This is a genomic window from Rhizobium leguminosarum (assembly GCF_002953715.1).
Classification (GTDB): Bacteria; Pseudomonadota; Alphaproteobacteria; order Rhizobiales; family Rhizobiaceae; genus Rhizobium; species Rhizobium leguminosarum_V.
The window spans coordinates 2,049,202-2,063,580 of sequence record NZ_CP025012.1 but is presented as its reverse complement, the minus strand read 5'-3'; the positions used below and the strand labels follow the sequence as shown (position 1 = coordinate 2,063,580).

Below are 14,379 nucleotides of genomic sequence, written 5' to 3'. Positions count from 1 at the left end.
GCGATAAGCTTCTTTGCCCATCGGTACCGACGTTAAATCCACGTCGACCTGATCAGGCCGTCGCCATCGCGTGTTCGCACTGTGGAATTGTGAAAAGTTCCTGAGGACGGCTCACCCCTCGCAGGGTGTGTGCGCCGAGTGAAAGCAGGATGCTTCCCTGGTCCGGGTTAAGCGCTGAGGCAAACTGCGACGATACCAATAGCTTCCTGTCTAGCGATCGGCATAGGGAGTTGATTCTGCTAACCTCGTTGACGGCCGGTCCGATGACCGTGAAATCCAATCGCTCGCGACCGCCAATGTTTCCGTAGAACACATCGCCAAAGTGTAGACCCAGATAGACTTCGGTGACCGCGCGTCCCTCGATCCTGCGACGCGCGTTCAGATCAACGAGCTCCCTTTCAAGTACGAACCGGCCGCGTAGCGCGGCTTCGCAAGCCTTCTGTGCGGTAGCTCCTCCGAAGATCGCGAGAGTGCCATAGCCCATCAGTTTGAGCACTTCACCCCCAGCCGTCTTCACGGACGAGATGACAGCCTCAGCGTAGTCGTTGATCATCGGAATGATCTCGTCCGGATCGGACAGGTCTGAGATACGCGTGAAGTTCGCAAGATCCGAAAACCAGAGCGCGGCGGCAATTCGATCAGCTCTGTCTCTACGCATTTCGCCGTGCAACACATGTTGTGCAGCATCCTCACCGAGATAGACTTTGGCGATCGTTCGTGCGACGCCGCTCATCGCCACGCATTTCGTCGCAAGCGCTAGACAGGGAACAAGTGCTTTGAGCGCGTTCAGATCCGCTTCCGAAAACCCGCCGGGTGCGCGCGTCGCGACCTGCGAAAAGAAGCAGTCGATCTCTCCTATCGTCCCGTTGCCCCCGAACCTATGAGCCAGAGCCACAAAATCAGTGAACCCATCCGCTTTCATGGAATCGAGCAGATAAAAGTCTGCCGCATCACCGCGGGAGAAGCGTCTCCTGACTTCGATGTCACCGGTCGTGCGTAGATGAAAGAATGCCGTCCGCTCCCAATTCATCGCAAGGCTTCCACCGGTGCCCATTCCGAACTCAGACATTCTCTCGAGCGCGTTATTGGCGTCCCACCTGAGAGCACGACGCTCGTACATGGGGTGCAGCGCCTCAATCACGGCACTGGCTCGTTCCACTGGGACACGAGACACTGCGCAACGCGTGCAGAAGCCCGACAGCAAATCGGCTTCGGTCATCCCTTCAATACCCGACTGCATCAGCCAGGCGACTCTGTTATTTTTCATCGCAAGTCTCAATAGGCTTTAGGCTCGGCGCTGCGATCTCAGCGGGTTGTGAGTGGGTGCGCGGGAGAGGGGGCCATGAGAGAGACAATAACCAGTCCAGCGACGGCCGCAGCGAACGTGACCCAAAAGCCATCGATGTAGGCTAGAACATTGGCCTCTCGCTGCACCGTCGAAGCCAAGACACCCAATCCTCGCTTCAAGGCGTCCGCAGACGCCGAACTGCTCGAAGGGCCAGAACCAAGACTGGCAAGCATTGAACTCCATCCGGGCGTCGTGCCGGTGACGTGAAGACCGATGAGGTTGGAGTGCAACTGCTCGCGCTGCCGGATCCAAGTCGTCATCGTCGTCGCTACGGTCTCGGAACAGATCAGTCGCATGACCTGGACATAAGCCGTGAGCGATACAGCCCGTGCCGGGTTTACGTTGCTGAAGAGCGTGGCGACGGCTGCAAGGAATACCAGCTCCTCTCCAAACGTCTGGAGAACGACTACAAGTCGGAACTCCGGCAACGACCACAGGTTCGTCAGTTCGGTGCCCAACCAAGCAGACATCAAGAAACACGAGAAACCGAGTATCAGAGTCGCCCGCTGCTTTATGGTCCTGACCAGCACAACTGCAGTGCCGGTGGCTATTAGTAGCAGTGCGATCGCCAACGGTGCCGAAAAGTCGCCTACCTGCTCGGGGCGCAATCGCGTGACCGAAACGAGGAAGTTGGGCTCAAGAAGCGAGCTTCCCAAGCTAGTAGTCATGAAACACGCGATTGCAGCGAAGCCGAGGGCCACGTTCCGTGAGAAGAGCACGGAAATATGCGCCCACGGATGCACGACGCGCGCCTCATGCCAGAGGAATATGAGGACCAGAAAGCTGGCGGCGATCATCAGAGAAACAATTATTCCGGATCGAAACCAATCCAATCGGTTTCCTTGGTCCAATGCGAAGTAGAGCGTGGTGAGCGCTACGCCAAAGAGCGCCATCCCACCCCAATCTGCACGGCTCAGTAGCTCCCGATCCGTCACGACCGTCTTTGCGCCGCACCAAAACAGGATTCCAACCATCGGAGCGATCAAGGCGCCCTGCCAGTATAGCCATTGCCACCCTATAGTCTGGCTGTAGCTCCCGGCCGTGTAGAGACCTAGATTCTGTGCGAACGGTATTCGAAGCACGTAAAATGCCAGCGCGAATATCCAATATCTGCGGTCAAGGTTCTTAAACGCTATCATCAACGTGGCGCCGACGAACATTCCGAGCACCACGGCTCGCAGCGCGTGCAGAACCGCAAGCGTTTCAAACGAATGCTGAAATGGAATGAGGATCGACACTGTCGAGTAAAGCGCCACGGGCACGGTCATCACGCGCCTGACGCCGAAGACTGCTATCAACCAGCCGACGCTCGGGGCGAGCAGTATCTGAGGAGCCGTTGCAAACGTGCTCAACCACGCACCCTCGTCGAAGCTTAACCCAAAGGCCCCGCGCAGGTCAGCAAGTCCAATATTCGCCGTGCGGACATCGAACGCAGTCAATATCGACGCGAGAACCACTCCCACGGCGACGAAACCCTGCCGCGGCAGGTCGCTGCTGTTGCCGATCCTACTCATTACCGTCTGCCTTTGTATCGATCTTCGTGATTACCGACATTCCGGGCCGAAGCCTCTCGAAGTGTGGCTGCGTTGCGTCGAGCTCGATGCGAACCGTCAGGCGCTGAGCAACCTTTGTGAAATTGCCGGTGGCGTTATCGGGAGGAAGCAGGGCGAAGGTCGAACCGCTAGCGGGCGAAATCTTCGAGACGACGCCGTGAAACGTCACTCCGGGAAGAAGGTCCGCCGTGACCTTGACTGATTGCCCGTCGCGAACCCTCGATAGCTGGTTCTCCTTATAGTTCGCGAGGACGTACACATTGGGGAGGGGGACGATCGAGATGAGGCTCGTACCAGCACTTACATAATTGCCGAGCTGGACATTGCGCCGGGCAACAATGCCATCGATGGGTGCCCGAACGGTGGTATACCCGACATCTAGCCGCCGTGCGGCGACGTCTGCTTCCGCCAGATCGACATTCGCCTGCAGCACTTCCCGCTGCCTCGCGAGAACATCGAGCTTCACTCGTTGCGCATCCACGTTTGCCTTGGCCGTTTTGGAGTTTGCCGTAGCTCGTTCGAATGCCGCGGCAGCCTTCTCCAAGTTCTGGACAGAGCTCGCGCGCCCGTCCAGGCCCAGACGGGTCTGACGCTGCAGCTCCTTATCCGCCTGGACCTTGTCAGCCTCGGACGCTTCCCGTTGTGCGGTGGCCACGTCAATCTGGGTGAACTGGAAAGTGCGTTGCGTCGAATTGTCTTCGAGTTGCGCGCGCGCGGCCACAAGCTTCGCCTCGGCGGAACGGAGTGCCACTTCATACGGCCTCCGATCGATCGAAAATAGAAGATCACCAGTCTTAACGCGCGTGTAGTCTGCTACCGGTACTAGCTCCACCGTTCCGCCGATCCGCGAACTCACCGACGACACATCTGCATAAACTGCGGCGTCGTCCGTCGATTGAACACTTCGTGCGGCGACCCATGAATCCCAGTTTGACCCGGCTGCGACAATCGCGCCGAGTGCAATCACGATGGCCAATCCAGGGACGATCAGCGATGACTTGTTGCGGGAAGCCGCCACCGCAGTAGCCGCACCCGCGGCACCTCCTGCGTTTGGCACAAGAGGCGCTACATTGTTCTCGGCACTCAAACTCTGGTTCTTTTTCCTCGACCAAGCCATAACTTCATCCGTCCTGTGGGGACCCGAGGTCCGCTGTTACACATTTCTTTCGCTGCTTCCGTCGGACACCACGCGCGCATTTTTCCGAGATCGCTTGAACACTCCTACAGGCAGCCGAAACCTGTGACCCATATATAAACGACACGTAGCGTATCGACTAGGTTGTATCCATGAAATTCTACTGGTGCTGCTATTCGTTTTTGCTCACACTGGACGTGGGTAGGAGACCAGCTTGGGACGCCGGGCGCCACAGGACTTAGGTATCGACGATACCATTGTATGATAGCTCATGACGCTGCCGGATGGTTCGATGGGCGCGCTGCGCGCTCGGCCTTCTTGGGCAACGAGCTTGTTTGAGGTGACACGATGCCCCGGCTATTATCATTAAACGTAGGCCTGCCTCGGACCATATCGTGGCATGGCAAACAGGTCAGGACGGCCATCTGGAAAGAGCCCGTTACCGAACCCCGGATGGCGAGGCACCTGAATATCGACGGCGACGGTCAGGGCGACTTGGCGGGACACGGTGGTGAGAACCGTGCCGTTTACGTGTACCAAATCGAGTCCTACGAGTATTGGCAGCGTTTCCTTGGTCGAAGAGATTTCGTCTTCGGCCAGTTCGGCGAAAACCTTACGGTGGAGGGGTTGTCTGACGCGGAAACATGCATCGGTGACCGATTTCGGATCGGGAAGGCGTTATTCGAAGTCTCGCAACCACGCGTGACTTGCTACCGGCTTGGCATCCGTATGGAGGTGTCCGAGATGGCGGCGCTACTGGTCGCCCATGGTCGCCCTGGCTTCTACATGCGAGTCTTGGAGGAGGGACTGGTCCAGTCGGGAGACACCATCGAAATGGTCGCCGCAGGCTCCCACCGACTGACGATCTCGGAGGTCGATGCCCTACTGTATAAGCCGGACCATCCAATCGATCGTCTCGAACTCGCGATCGACAATCCCGCACTAAGTCTCGGCTGGAGGCGGTCATTCGAAAAATTGAAGGAAGCTGGCCTCAGCGGGAACTCCGGCGCGAACGCTGGTCTGGCCGCGAACCCGCAACCTGACCCGACGTGGGTAGGATTTCGTGAATTCCGCGTAAGCCGGAAGACGCCGGCGAGCAGTGACGTCGTCTCTCTGGAGTTGGAGCCCATCGATGGACTTTCTATTGGCGAGGCCCTTCCTGGCCAGTTTGTTGTAATCGAGTTGAGGCGGACCGGTTCTCTTCCTTTGCTGAGAAGCTACTCCCTATCAAGTCGACCGGACGGCGGACGTTTGTCCATTGGCGTGAAACGCGAAGTCGGCGGTAGCGCCAGCGGCTACATCCACGACAAACTTGCCGTGGGCGACGTCATTGGCCTAAGCGCCCCCCGTGGCGCGTTCGTCCTCCCCCAAGGCGATGGGCCGGTAGTCTTAATGAGCGCGGGTATTGGTGTGACGCCGGTGCTCGCAATGCTTGATGCCTTGGCGGCTGAGGAAGCTAAGCGAGAGGTTTGGTGGCTCTACGGCGCACGAAGTGGTCTGCAGCATCCATTTGGCGACAGGACGCGCCGGTTGCTATCAGCAATGTCGCATGCGCACAGCGTGATCTGCTACAGCTCGCCGGCGTCTGCGGACGTGATTGGGCGCGACTACGACCGGAGGTCCCGATTGAACTCAGACGTCGTTGAATCCTTGTCTCTTCCAATCGACGCCGACTACTGTATTTGCGGCCCTTCCGGTTTCATGAGTGACCTCACCGAATTTCTCCGTACGTCAGGGATAGATGCGAGCCGCATCCAAACCGAGGCATTCGGCCCCGAGCATTCGATCACGCCCGGCATTGCGGCGATTGAGGGGCGTCGCCCGCATCAGCCGCCAGGAGATAGGGGCGCAGGACCACTGGTCGCGTTCGCCCGTAGCGGCCTCACCGTAGCGTGGAGTTCAAACTTCGACAGCCTGTTGAATTTTGCGGAAGCCTGCGATGTCCCTGTGCGCTGGTCTTGTCGCACCGGTGTCTGCCATACTTGCGAGACAGCAATGATCTCGGGCGATGTCGCCTACGAGCCCCAGCCGTTGGATAAGGCCTCTAAAGGAAACGTCCTCATCTGTTGTTCGAAGCCAAAAAACGATATCATCTTAGATCTTTAAAGTTTGCGTGCGATGGGGGCGGCAGAGGAGGTGACGACAGCGAGGACCGGGATATGATGCAGCGAATCCCTGGGCGTTGCCGAGTTGAAAGCCGCGCCCTTGATACACTAACTCCCATCGAGAACCTCGGTTCTCGCAGCGTTCATCGCTTTACGAGCCATCGAACGCTTCCGACCGAGATGGCAAGCACGATCACACTCGAAATGATCAGAAGACATGGCGCCATCATGCCTAGCAGAGGGCCATCGGTCCGCGCCGCCATCTTCATCGAGGCGCTGGTGAGCGCTGTGAGCCCAAACGTTATTCCCCAATAGGATAGATCTAGGCGCTGCCGCCGAATCCAAGGGACCAGTCGAACGAGCACCAGAAATTGAAGTAAGCCATATCCAAAGAGGGCGTGCGACAGCGGATCCGGATGCCCAACCGTGCCACTGAGGTATGCAAGACACCCGACCGCAGGCGGTGCCAGTTGGATGCCCAACATTGGACGAAGCAACTCGGGGAGCTCCTTGTTCGTGAGAAGCCTGTGCAAAACCACCGACTCTATGGCTAGCCAGGAGAAGAAGCCCGCGCCGAACGCAAGTTGACTCCAGTCTGAGTGACCGAACGCGCTTGAGGCGATAGCGGTCACGAAAGATCCGGCGCCGGCCGGGAGATAGAGAGCCGCGGTTGTCGACACCGGATCGCGGTTCCCCTCCCACAAAGATCCCGTCAACCAGACTGCGAAGATCACCGTGAACATCGCCCCAAATGCAAATAGCGTCGCCGCCGCCGGCCAGGAATAGGGCAGGACACCCAGAGCAATCAGCATTGACGACACTCCGAGAAGGCCGACGAAACAACTTTGCACGGGGTTGGAAAATTCAGCGAGAGCTTCGTCTCTCGCAAGCGCCCATTTGGTGATGAAAAGGAGAGTGAACACGACCCAAATTGAGCCGGCACAAAGGTACAGCGCCTCGCCAATGATCGCTGGAAGCCTCCACAACTCCGCGGCTAGGCGCCAGTTTGTTGCCAGCCCGGATAGGCCCAGGACGCACCCAAAATAACTTGCTTGCACTCTTGGAAAATACGCCGCCCCCTCGGTCGAAGCCAAACCTCGAGCGCTCAAGAACTTCCTCAACTCTGCCTCCTCTGAGAGTAATGATCGCCTACGAGAACCGGGCAGAACTCATAATTCTTCCAGTTCCTTTTGAGAAGCCATGAATCTGAAGGAACGAATGCCTGGGACGAGCCCTGCAGCGCTGGAGCCGCGCGATGCGAGAACGCTCAGCACCGTGGCCGAAGCCACCCCAGCGAGAACGTTTCTGCGGGTGTAATGCGATAATGCAGTCATAGGCTCTCCTGCAAATTCCAGAGGGCGGGAGCCTCTCACCGAACCGAGCATCGGTCTATTGCACCATGGTGTCAGAGGCTTCGGCAAAACGGTTGAGTTGTACCCTTTGCAGGCGCCTTGAGACAGGCCAACAGTATCCGGCTTGCCGCCGCTTAACGCCACCTTGTCAGGTCATCGTGGGGACTTCCAATTCCCGGAATCCATCAACGGTCACAAGATGCGGCGTCGTCTTCGCAAGACCGGCACTTATCGGAAAGGGAGCGCAGACGCGACTGCCTGACAAAGGTCATCAACGCTTAGAGGCTTGTACAGGCAGTCGATCGCTCCCATCGAAATGAGTCGGCTTCGAAGGCGTTCGTCTTCGACGCCCGTGATGAAGACGACCGGAATAGCGCGCTCGCTAGCGATCATCGATTGAAATAGTTCCGGTCCCGACATCTCGGGCATTGCGATGTCCAGGATGAGGCAATCAATCTCATCGATCCGAGGGGAGCGCAGAAATTCGTCTGCAGATGAAAATGTGTCGACGTCGTATCCCAGAGAACCAAGCAAAACCGGGAGAGATTCGCGTATCGATACATCATCGTCCACCACGGATATGAGCGCCCGCGGATACACCATCGCCACCTCCAAAATCGGGGCCGAGCCTTCCTTTATCTGCAAGCACGTCTGAATGTCTTATGCGCACCAACACACATAGACCCCAGACAACCCAGAGTATATGGTACGATGGTATCGGGTGTGCGTGACGGATCGGTTTGTCAAGTGTTGGCCGAGTATCACCTCATAGTGATTAAGCCTCGCATCGACGTCCGGATCTTTTGGGCGATCCATCGCCATTAGTTTTTCCTATTCCTTTTTTGGGGCGCGGGCCGTTGAACCGAGGGAATAAGGGCGTCCCACCCCGCAGCGACGTTCGCTTCTCTAGCCGGCTCTCTGAGCGCGCAGAGTTCTTCGACGGTCCCTTGACCTTCGGAAAAGGCATGCTCGGTCCGCGAGATTGGGTGAGGGCACTATCAGGCGAAAGAAGGAAGGATGATATTGTACGATGGTGTGTCCGATACGTTGGTAGCGGATTGAGGTAAACGTTTCTGCAACAGTCGAAGCTCTTGTCTCTCGACACGCGTTAGCGCCGGTGTCAGACCGCCTAACTCTAGCTCTTGCCGTTCAACAAAGCCGCCATGGTCACAAGATCGGGAAGGGAACGGGCGTCCATTTTTCGCATCACCTGGCCTCGGTGCGCCTTCACAGTGATCTCGCTGATACCCAGTTCATGAGCGACCTGCTTGTTTAGCAGCCCAGCCACCACCAGTGCCATCACTTCCCCTTCGCGGCGCGTCAGAGAACCGTGTCGGCTGCGTATTTGGGCGAGGTGATTTTCTTCCTTTTGGATGAAGTCGTTCTGAGCGATTGCCGTTCTAATCACCGCAAGCAATGCCCCTGGATCAATCGGCTTGGTCAGGAAGTCGCAAGCTCCAGCCTTCAGCGCCTTAACGGTCATGGGGATGTCGCCAAAGCCTGATATAAAGACTATTGGAACCCGGCTTCCCCTGCTGGTGAGAGCCGCCTGTAGGTCGAGGCCGTCCAAGCCGGGCATATTGACATCGAGAACCAGGCAGCTCGGGAGTTGTCGTGGCAAATGCGACAGGTAGTCTTGCGCAGATGCAAACGACAGAGGTATCCATCCTGCACAGCGGACAAGCAATTCAAGCGATTCCCGCACGGAATCATCGTCGTCAATGATCATGATGACGGGACGCGATCGATCCGACAACGCACTCGGCGCCGATAGGCATCGACCCGTAGGAAGGTTGATGTTATGCAAGACATCCTCCTCTGCCGCTACCGTCAGAACCCGCCCTGCTTTTCAGGCTGCGCGATGGTGCGAAGTCTTAATCAGCATTCGAACCTCAGTGCACGGCTTAGTATAGCACCATAATCATGCTAGATTTCCATCATCCAAAGGTATTGGTTTGCGCACTGATTACTGACATCGGTTCACTCGCGTCACCGTCAAGCTGATCGGTCCCGTAGCGTGGTGTACCTCTAGGCCATCCACGGCGTATGCCGCCTCGGCCGGAGGGAATATTAGCGGGCCACGGCAGGCAAGCTGATAACGGGATTATCGCTCATTTTAGCGATAGTTTCCAGCGTGATTTAACGGGATCGCTGGACCGCCCATTCGTCGTCCTGTTCGAGCAAGAGAGCGCCGACGAGACCCATGATGGCATCCTCGTTGGGAAAGGTCCCGACGGCCTCGGTGCGTCGTTTGATCTCGCCGTTTAGACCTGTATGGGATTTAGTGGAGTGGAGCTTGGCCTAAGGTCATTGTAGGCCAGCACATCGTTGTGGGCATTGTCCATGAGATGGGCAAGTTTCGGGGCCTACGGCCTGGCCTGGTCAGCTAAGCTGCGCCACTGCGTGCTAGCACCCTCCAGGCTTTTCCTGGGCAAACGCCGTGGCGATTAAGGCGGAAACGACGCGCCGCCCGCTCTCTCCCGCATGCGTCCACTGAAGCGATGATTTCCTTCATCGACGAAGGTCCCGAAGCGTGCGCCGGACAGGTGCACACGAAATAAACAGCGCTCCCCAGGCCGTCGGTCGGCGTGGCAGCGTGAGGAGCGCGGTCTTTTCTGGCAAGCTATTGCCTCGGGGCGCTCAAGTGAGGAGGCTGCGTTGGATGCCGGAGCATCCGCCCGCTCGGTCCACGCTGGCTCAATGGAGGCGATGGCTCGTGGAGCTTGCCAGACACACCCCAAGCGAAGACTGCGTTAGCGAGCCCAAGCGGGCTACTGCATGATGGTATTGGCGATACCAAGGTATCGCACATACCAATGGACAACTGCGCCTACGGCGGTCCGCAGACATACTCACGCTTATCAACTTTCGCAGCTCGCATATCGACTGCGGTTCAGTAGGAGCGTGCAATGACCTATCGTGACGACAAGCCAGAGGTGGGGCGTGCCCTTCCCATCTTCGCGATCCTCATCGCAATGATGGCGATCGTCGTGACCCTGGCCTTGATCAGACACCCGGTCAGTCCGGCGCGAGTCTGGGTACCGGGAGCACGCCATGGCGCTCAGCCAGACCAGCTAACAACCTTGGAGCGGGCCAAAATGCGTGCAGTATTCCGCATTGCGGAACTTGGGTGATTTTGTGGCTAGGGGTTATGATGTTCCAGGCAATTGACTATCGAACGGCAAAGCGGCCGTTGGAGACCAGCGACGTCGTCATGTTACGCGCGGTACTCCGAAACTATTGCGCAGCCCGACAACTCGATAGAAACAGCAGCGCCGCGCTCGCCGGCGCTCGCGAGCTTATCCGCTTGTTTCAGGATGGTGTGTCGGACGGTGAATGCCTGCGGGAGCTTCTCGACGTGGCGTTTCCACGCAACTGATCTCGGTCGCGGGTGAGACGACGATCATGACTTCGAAGCGGCGACCGTTGCGTCTCAGCATAAATACGGGGCGTTCAGGTGGGACGATACATCCTGCAGGGTCAGTTCAATCGGCCATTCGCTCGCAACGCGACCTTGCAGGAGCTTGGGATCCCCGAGGTTACTCATCCAAGAGGACGGCAACCGATACGCCAGCCGCTATGGTGAATATGCTCGCGAGGACGCTTGCCAGCGTGCTGCCGGCCGCGCTATCCCGGTAGACGTTCCTTGAAACGGCGATCGCCGAGACCTCGGTCGCGGTTGGAAGCACGCCAAGCAGAAAGGTCTGCGCGAGCAATGGCCCTCGCAGTCCCACAAGGTAAGCCGCGCCGAAGATAACGACCGGCTGCAGAACGTTCTTGACCAGCACGTTGAACGTCACCTCCCTGTTGAGGTGGAACTGGATGCCCGACAGGGTCAGTCCCAGCGCAAACAGGGCAGCGCCGCCCGCGGCTACACCAATCTCGTTGGCGGCCGTCGCAGCCAGTTCGGGGACCTTGACGCCAATCGCGGCGACACAGGCGCCCGCAATCGGCAAGAAAATCAATGGCTGCTTCACTGCGTTCCAGAGCGCTTGGGCTATGCCGATCTTGTGCTGGTCGTCGGTAGCGCTTCGCGCCAGCACGACGAGCGCGATCGGAACCACGATCAAGGTGACGATAAGATTCCCCGATACGACCATGAGGAGCGCGGACGATCCGACCGACGCCACCAGCACCGGAGGACCACAATATGCGATGTTGGGGAACGAACAAGCCAGAGCTTGCAGCGCGCTGTCGGCCTCGCCATGCTTGAAAAGCAGATGCCCTCCGAACCAACCGACGAGGAAAGTCAGACCGAACCCTACGAGCAAGGAAAGCAGAATTCTGACATTGAAGATGTCGGCCGGATTGGCCTTAGCCGCGGCCAGAAACAATGCAATCGGAAGCGCGAATAGAACGACGAAGCGAGCCAGCGCGCGACCGTATTCGACAGGCATCATCTCAAGCTTGCCAGCCATCCAACCGAGGGCGATGCAGAAGCAGATGGGAGCCAGGGCGTGAGTCGTCGTCACGAGTATGTTCTGCATCAGTAGTGCTCCTGTTCGGGCGTCACTTTGCCCTTGAATATGAAGTACACGAGGAGGGTGTAGACGATGGTGATCGGCAGTACGAACACGCCGGCGCCCCAGAACATAAAGGCGAGGGTGGATGCAGGCGCGGCTGCCTCGACAATGGTTACGGATGGCGGGATGACGTAGGGATAGAACGAGATGCCGAGCGTTCCAAACGCAGCGCCGAATATGGCAACCGAGGAGAGAAAGGGCAGTAATTCAATCCGCCATTTGATCGCAACGGCGAGCGCTACGCATGCTAGAGCTCCAATTACCGGGAAGATAAAGATCACAGGCCGTTCCGCCCAGCGGCTCATGAGATCGAGATCGATGATTATCGCGCCTGCGACAGCGGCGGCCAGAAATATGAGCACGCCAGTGAGCAGCTTTGGCAGCATTCGAAACGCGAGGGCCTGAACGCCTTCTTCTGTCTTGTAAGTCAGCCAACTCGCTCCCAGGAGCATGTACCCGATGCATAGGCCCACCCCGCAAAGGATCGCAAACGGGGAAAGCCAAGAAAACGGCCCACCTGCGTATTGGTGTCCAACGACCTTCAGACCCTCCACGAGCGCTCCGATCGTCGCTCCCTGAATGAAGGTTGCAAGGAACGAGCCCCCCGCGAACGCGAAATCCCAGATCCCCCGCAGCGATCCGCTTCTCGTTCGAAATTCGAAAGCGACCCCTCGGAAGATCAAGGCGACGAGCATGACGATGAGGGGAAGATAAAAGGCCGAAAGAAGGATCGAATAGATGAGGGGAAACGCGCCGAACAGAATGGTTGCGGTCAGCACGAGCCAGGTTTCATTGCCATCCCACACCGGCGCGATCGCCGACATCATGTGGCTGCGGCTGCTGTCGTTCCTGTCGAAGGCGAACAGCATGCCAACGCCCAGGTCGAAGCCATCCAGCGTCACGTAGAGAAAGATCGTCAGGGCGAGGGCCGCCACCCAGAACTCCATCACGGAAATCGCTCCTGTGTTGCTGCCATCGCCGCATCATGAGATTCGGAGAGCGGCCGCTTGGGGTTACCGACGACGTCGTTTGGTCTGAGCCCTTGGATGGGTCCACGTTTGAGAAGGACGTAGATGTAAATCGAGCCAAAGACGAAGAGGATCGAGTAAACCACGCCGAACAGCGCAAGGCTGAAAGCAACCTGCGACTTTGCGAGAAATGGCGTCGCCGCCTCCGCCGTCCGGAGGACGCCATACACCGTCCATGGCTGTCTTCCGACCTCGGCGACAAACCACCCGGTCAGCGTGGCAATGAAACCCACGGGGAAACTGCAGAAAGTTCCCCAGAGCAACCAGCGTTGCTGCTCGATCCTGCCCGCCCATGAACAGGCCGTCCCGACCCAGGCAAGAAACAGCATGAGCAGCCCGCAACCGACCATGATACGGAAGGCAAAGAAGGGAATGAGTACGCGAGGCCGGTCCTCGACTGGGAAGCTCCTGAGCCCAACTTCCTTTGATGTGAAACTCATCGAGCCAATGAGGCTTCCAAGGTAGGGGACGCCGACCTGAAAGTAGTTCTGCTCCGTCTCTTCGTCCGGCCAGGCGATCAGGACTTCGGTGGCCGGCTGCTCGTCATTCCAACGTCCCTCGATCGCCGCGAACTTGGCCGGCTGCTTGTCGTGAACGTAGTCGCCAGTCAGGTGTCCGAAGCCGATCTGGATGGGTACAAGAATGGCTGCCAACCCGAGCCCTGTACGGAGCATCACACCTGCTTCGGACTTGAATCTTCCGCGGAGAAGATGCCAAGCGCCGGTCGCGGCGACGCAGAAAGCCGACGTCAGATAGGCGGCGAGAAGCATATGAGGGAAACGGACCCACGCTACCGGACTGAAGATGATGGCGATCCAGTCAGTCGGCTCGTAGACGCCATCTTCACGGACAACGAAGCCGACCGGCCATTGCATCCAGCTATTGTTGACCATGATCCAGAAGGAAGACATCGTCGTCCCGAAGGCAACCATAAAGCAGGCTAAGAAGTAAAAGCCAGGACGAACCCTATTTCTGCCGAACATCAGCACGCCGAAGAACGACGCCTCGAGCGCGAAAGCGGTGAAGCTTTCATATCCCAGAAGCGGACCCTGGATTGATCCTGTCCTTCGCGACAGTTCGCTCCAGTTTGTCCCGAACTGGAAGGCCATCACGATGCCAGTAACGACACCCAGACCGAACGCGATCGCGAAGACGCGAAGCCAGAATTCGAACAGGCGCCGATAGACCGACATGCCGGTCTTTAGAGACATTCCTTCGAGAAAGCAGAGGTACGCCGCCAACCCGACCGTGAAGGCGGGAAAGATAATGTGGAACGAAATCGTCCCGGCGAACTGAACTCGCGAAAGAAGCAGGGCTGTGATCTCCATGCCGGCC

12 protein-coding genes and 1 pseudogene are annotated in these 14,379 nt (G+C 57.9%); 3 read left to right on the top strand and 10 right to left on the bottom strand.

The window, feature by feature from the left end:
• Positions 1 to 52: 52 nt before the first annotated feature.
• Genes CUJ84_RS10485 through CUJ84_RS10475 form a run of 3 tightly spaced genes read right to left on the bottom strand, consistent with a single transcriptional unit; the run spans position 53 to position 4,018 of the window.
• Complete coding sequence (locus CUJ84_RS10485) at positions 53 to 1,267, bottom strand: adenylate/guanylate cyclase domain-containing protein (protein WP_105006143.1); 1,215 nt, start codon at positions 1,265 to 1,267, stop codon at positions 53 to 55.
• 38 nt (positions 1,268 to 1,305) lie between these two features.
• Positions 1,306 to 2,862, bottom strand: coding sequence for an MFS transporter (locus CUJ84_RS10480; protein ID WP_105006142.1), 1,557 nt, complete (start codon positions 2,860 to 2,862; stop codon positions 1,306 to 1,308).
• Entirely contained in the window at positions 2,855 to 4,018 is a 1,164-nt protein-coding gene (locus tag CUJ84_RS10475; protein ID WP_105006141.1) for an HlyD family secretion protein, read from the bottom strand. The genes CUJ84_RS10480 and CUJ84_RS10475 overlap by 8 nt, the downstream gene beginning before the upstream one ends.
• Before the next feature lie 366 nt (positions 4,019 to 4,384).
• On the opposite strand from CUJ84_RS10475, the gene CUJ84_RS10470 reads away from it, so the two are divergent.
• On the top strand, positions 4,385 to 6,142 hold the full coding sequence (locus CUJ84_RS10470; protein ID WP_105006140.1) for an MOSC and FAD-binding oxidoreductase domain-containing protein: 1,758 nt from the start codon (positions 4,385 to 4,387) through the stop codon (positions 6,140 to 6,142).
• Between the two features lie 142 nt (positions 6,143 to 6,284).
• Here the strand turns inward: CUJ84_RS10470 and tehA are convergent, their stop codons facing one another.
• The 4 genes and pseudogenes from tehA to CUJ84_RS10450 form a co-directional block, all read right to left on the bottom strand.
• Positions 6,285 to 7,199 carry a dicarboxylate transporter/tellurite-resistance protein TehA gene (gene tehA / locus CUJ84_RS10465; RefSeq protein WP_245457556.1) on the bottom strand — a complete coding sequence of 305 codons (915 nt, stop codon included), beginning with the start codon at positions 7,197 to 7,199 and terminating at the stop codon, positions 6,285 to 6,287.
• 522 nt (positions 7,200 to 7,721) lie between these two features.
• Entirely contained in the window at positions 7,722 to 8,096 is a 375-nt protein-coding gene (locus tag CUJ84_RS10460; protein WP_105006139.1) for a response regulator transcription factor, read from the bottom strand.
• Between the two features lie 532 nt (positions 8,097 to 8,628).
• Entirely contained in the window at positions 8,629 to 9,222 is a 594-nt protein-coding gene (locus tag CUJ84_RS10455) for a response regulator transcription factor (protein ID WP_105006138.1), read from the bottom strand.
• Between the two features lie 341 nt (positions 9,223 to 9,563).
• A pseudogene (locus tag CUJ84_RS10450) lies at positions 9,564 to 9,980 on the bottom strand (transposase); the annotation flags it as partial.
• Between the two features lie 422 nt (positions 9,981 to 10,402).
• Here CUJ84_RS10450 and CUJ84_RS10445 point away from each other — a divergent pair.
• Positions 10,403 to 10,627, top strand: coding sequence for a hypothetical protein (locus CUJ84_RS10445; RefSeq protein WP_105006137.1), 225 nt, complete (start codon positions 10,403 to 10,405; stop codon positions 10,625 to 10,627).
• A gap of 20 nt (positions 10,628 to 10,647) precedes the next feature.
• Entirely contained in the window at positions 10,648 to 10,872 is a 225-nt protein-coding gene (locus CUJ84_RS10440) for a hypothetical protein (RefSeq protein WP_158686919.1), read from the top strand.
• A gap of 160 nt (positions 10,873 to 11,032) precedes the next feature.
• On the opposite strand, the gene CUJ84_RS10435 is transcribed toward CUJ84_RS10440, so the two are convergent.
• Genes CUJ84_RS10435 through CUJ84_RS10425 form a run of 3 tightly spaced genes read right to left on the bottom strand, consistent with a single transcriptional unit; the run spans position 11,033 to position 14,372 of the window.
• Positions 11,033 to 11,980 (bottom strand): AEC family transporter, encoded by a 948-nt coding sequence (locus tag CUJ84_RS10435; RefSeq protein ID WP_105006135.1) that lies wholly within the window; start codon positions 11,978 to 11,980, stop codon positions 11,033 to 11,035.
• A complete protein-coding gene (cydB, locus tag CUJ84_RS10430; RefSeq protein ID WP_348632678.1) occupies positions 11,980 to 12,963 on the bottom strand; it encodes a cytochrome d ubiquinol oxidase subunit II in 984 nt (327 codons plus the stop codon). Before cydB ends, CUJ84_RS10435 begins: the two co-directional genes overlap by 1 nt.
• Positions 12,963 to 14,372: a cytochrome ubiquinol oxidase subunit I gene (locus tag CUJ84_RS10425; RefSeq protein WP_105006133.1), complete on the bottom strand. Its 1,410-nt coding sequence runs from the start codon at positions 14,370 to 14,372 to the stop codon at positions 12,963 to 12,965. Before CUJ84_RS10425 ends, cydB begins: the two co-directional genes overlap by 1 nt.
• Positions 14,373 to 14,379: the final 7 nt, after the last annotated feature.

Bases quoted from the DNA above. Each gene is read 5' to 3' on its own strand.
- CUJ84_RS10440 (WP_158686919.1), top strand. From the start codon at position 10,648: ATGTTCCAGGCAATTGACTATCGAACGGCAAAGCGGCCGTTGGAGACC.
- CUJ84_RS10425 (WP_105006133.1), bottom strand. From the start codon at position 14,372: ATGGAGATCACAGCCCTGCTTCTTTCGCGAGTTCAGTTCGCCGGGACG.
- CUJ84_RS10470 (WP_105006140.1), top strand. From the start codon at position 4,385: ATGCCCCGGCTATTATCATTAAACGTAGGCCTGCCTCGGACCATATCG.
- CUJ84_RS10445 (WP_105006137.1), top strand. From the start codon at position 10,403: ATGACCTATCGTGACGACAAGCCAGAGGTGGGGCGTGCCCTTCCCATC.
- CUJ84_RS10455 (WP_105006138.1), bottom strand. From the start codon at position 9,222: ATGATCATTGACGACGATGATTCCGTGCGGGAATCGCTTGAATTGCTT.
- CUJ84_RS10475 (WP_105006141.1), bottom strand. From the start codon at position 4,018: ATGGCTTGGTCGAGGAAAAAGAACCAGAGTTTGAGTGCCGAGAACAAT.
- CUJ84_RS10485 (WP_105006143.1), bottom strand. From the start codon at position 1,267: ATGAAAAATAACAGAGTCGCCTGGCTGATGCAGTCGGGTATTGAAGGG.
- CUJ84_RS10435 (WP_105006135.1), bottom strand. From the start codon at position 11,980: ATGCAGAACATACTCGTGACGACGACTCACGCCCTGGCTCCCATCTGC.
- cydB (WP_348632678.1), bottom strand. From the start codon at position 12,963: ATGGAGTTCTGGGTGGCGGCCCTCGCCCTGACGATCTTTCTCTACGTG.
- CUJ84_RS10460 (WP_105006139.1), bottom strand. From the start codon at position 8,096: ATGGTGTATCCGCGGGCGCTCATATCCGTGGTGGACGATGATGTATCG.
- CUJ84_RS10480 (WP_105006142.1), bottom strand. From the start codon at position 2,862: ATGAGTAGGATCGGCAACAGCAGCGACCTGCCGCGGCAGGGTTTCGTC.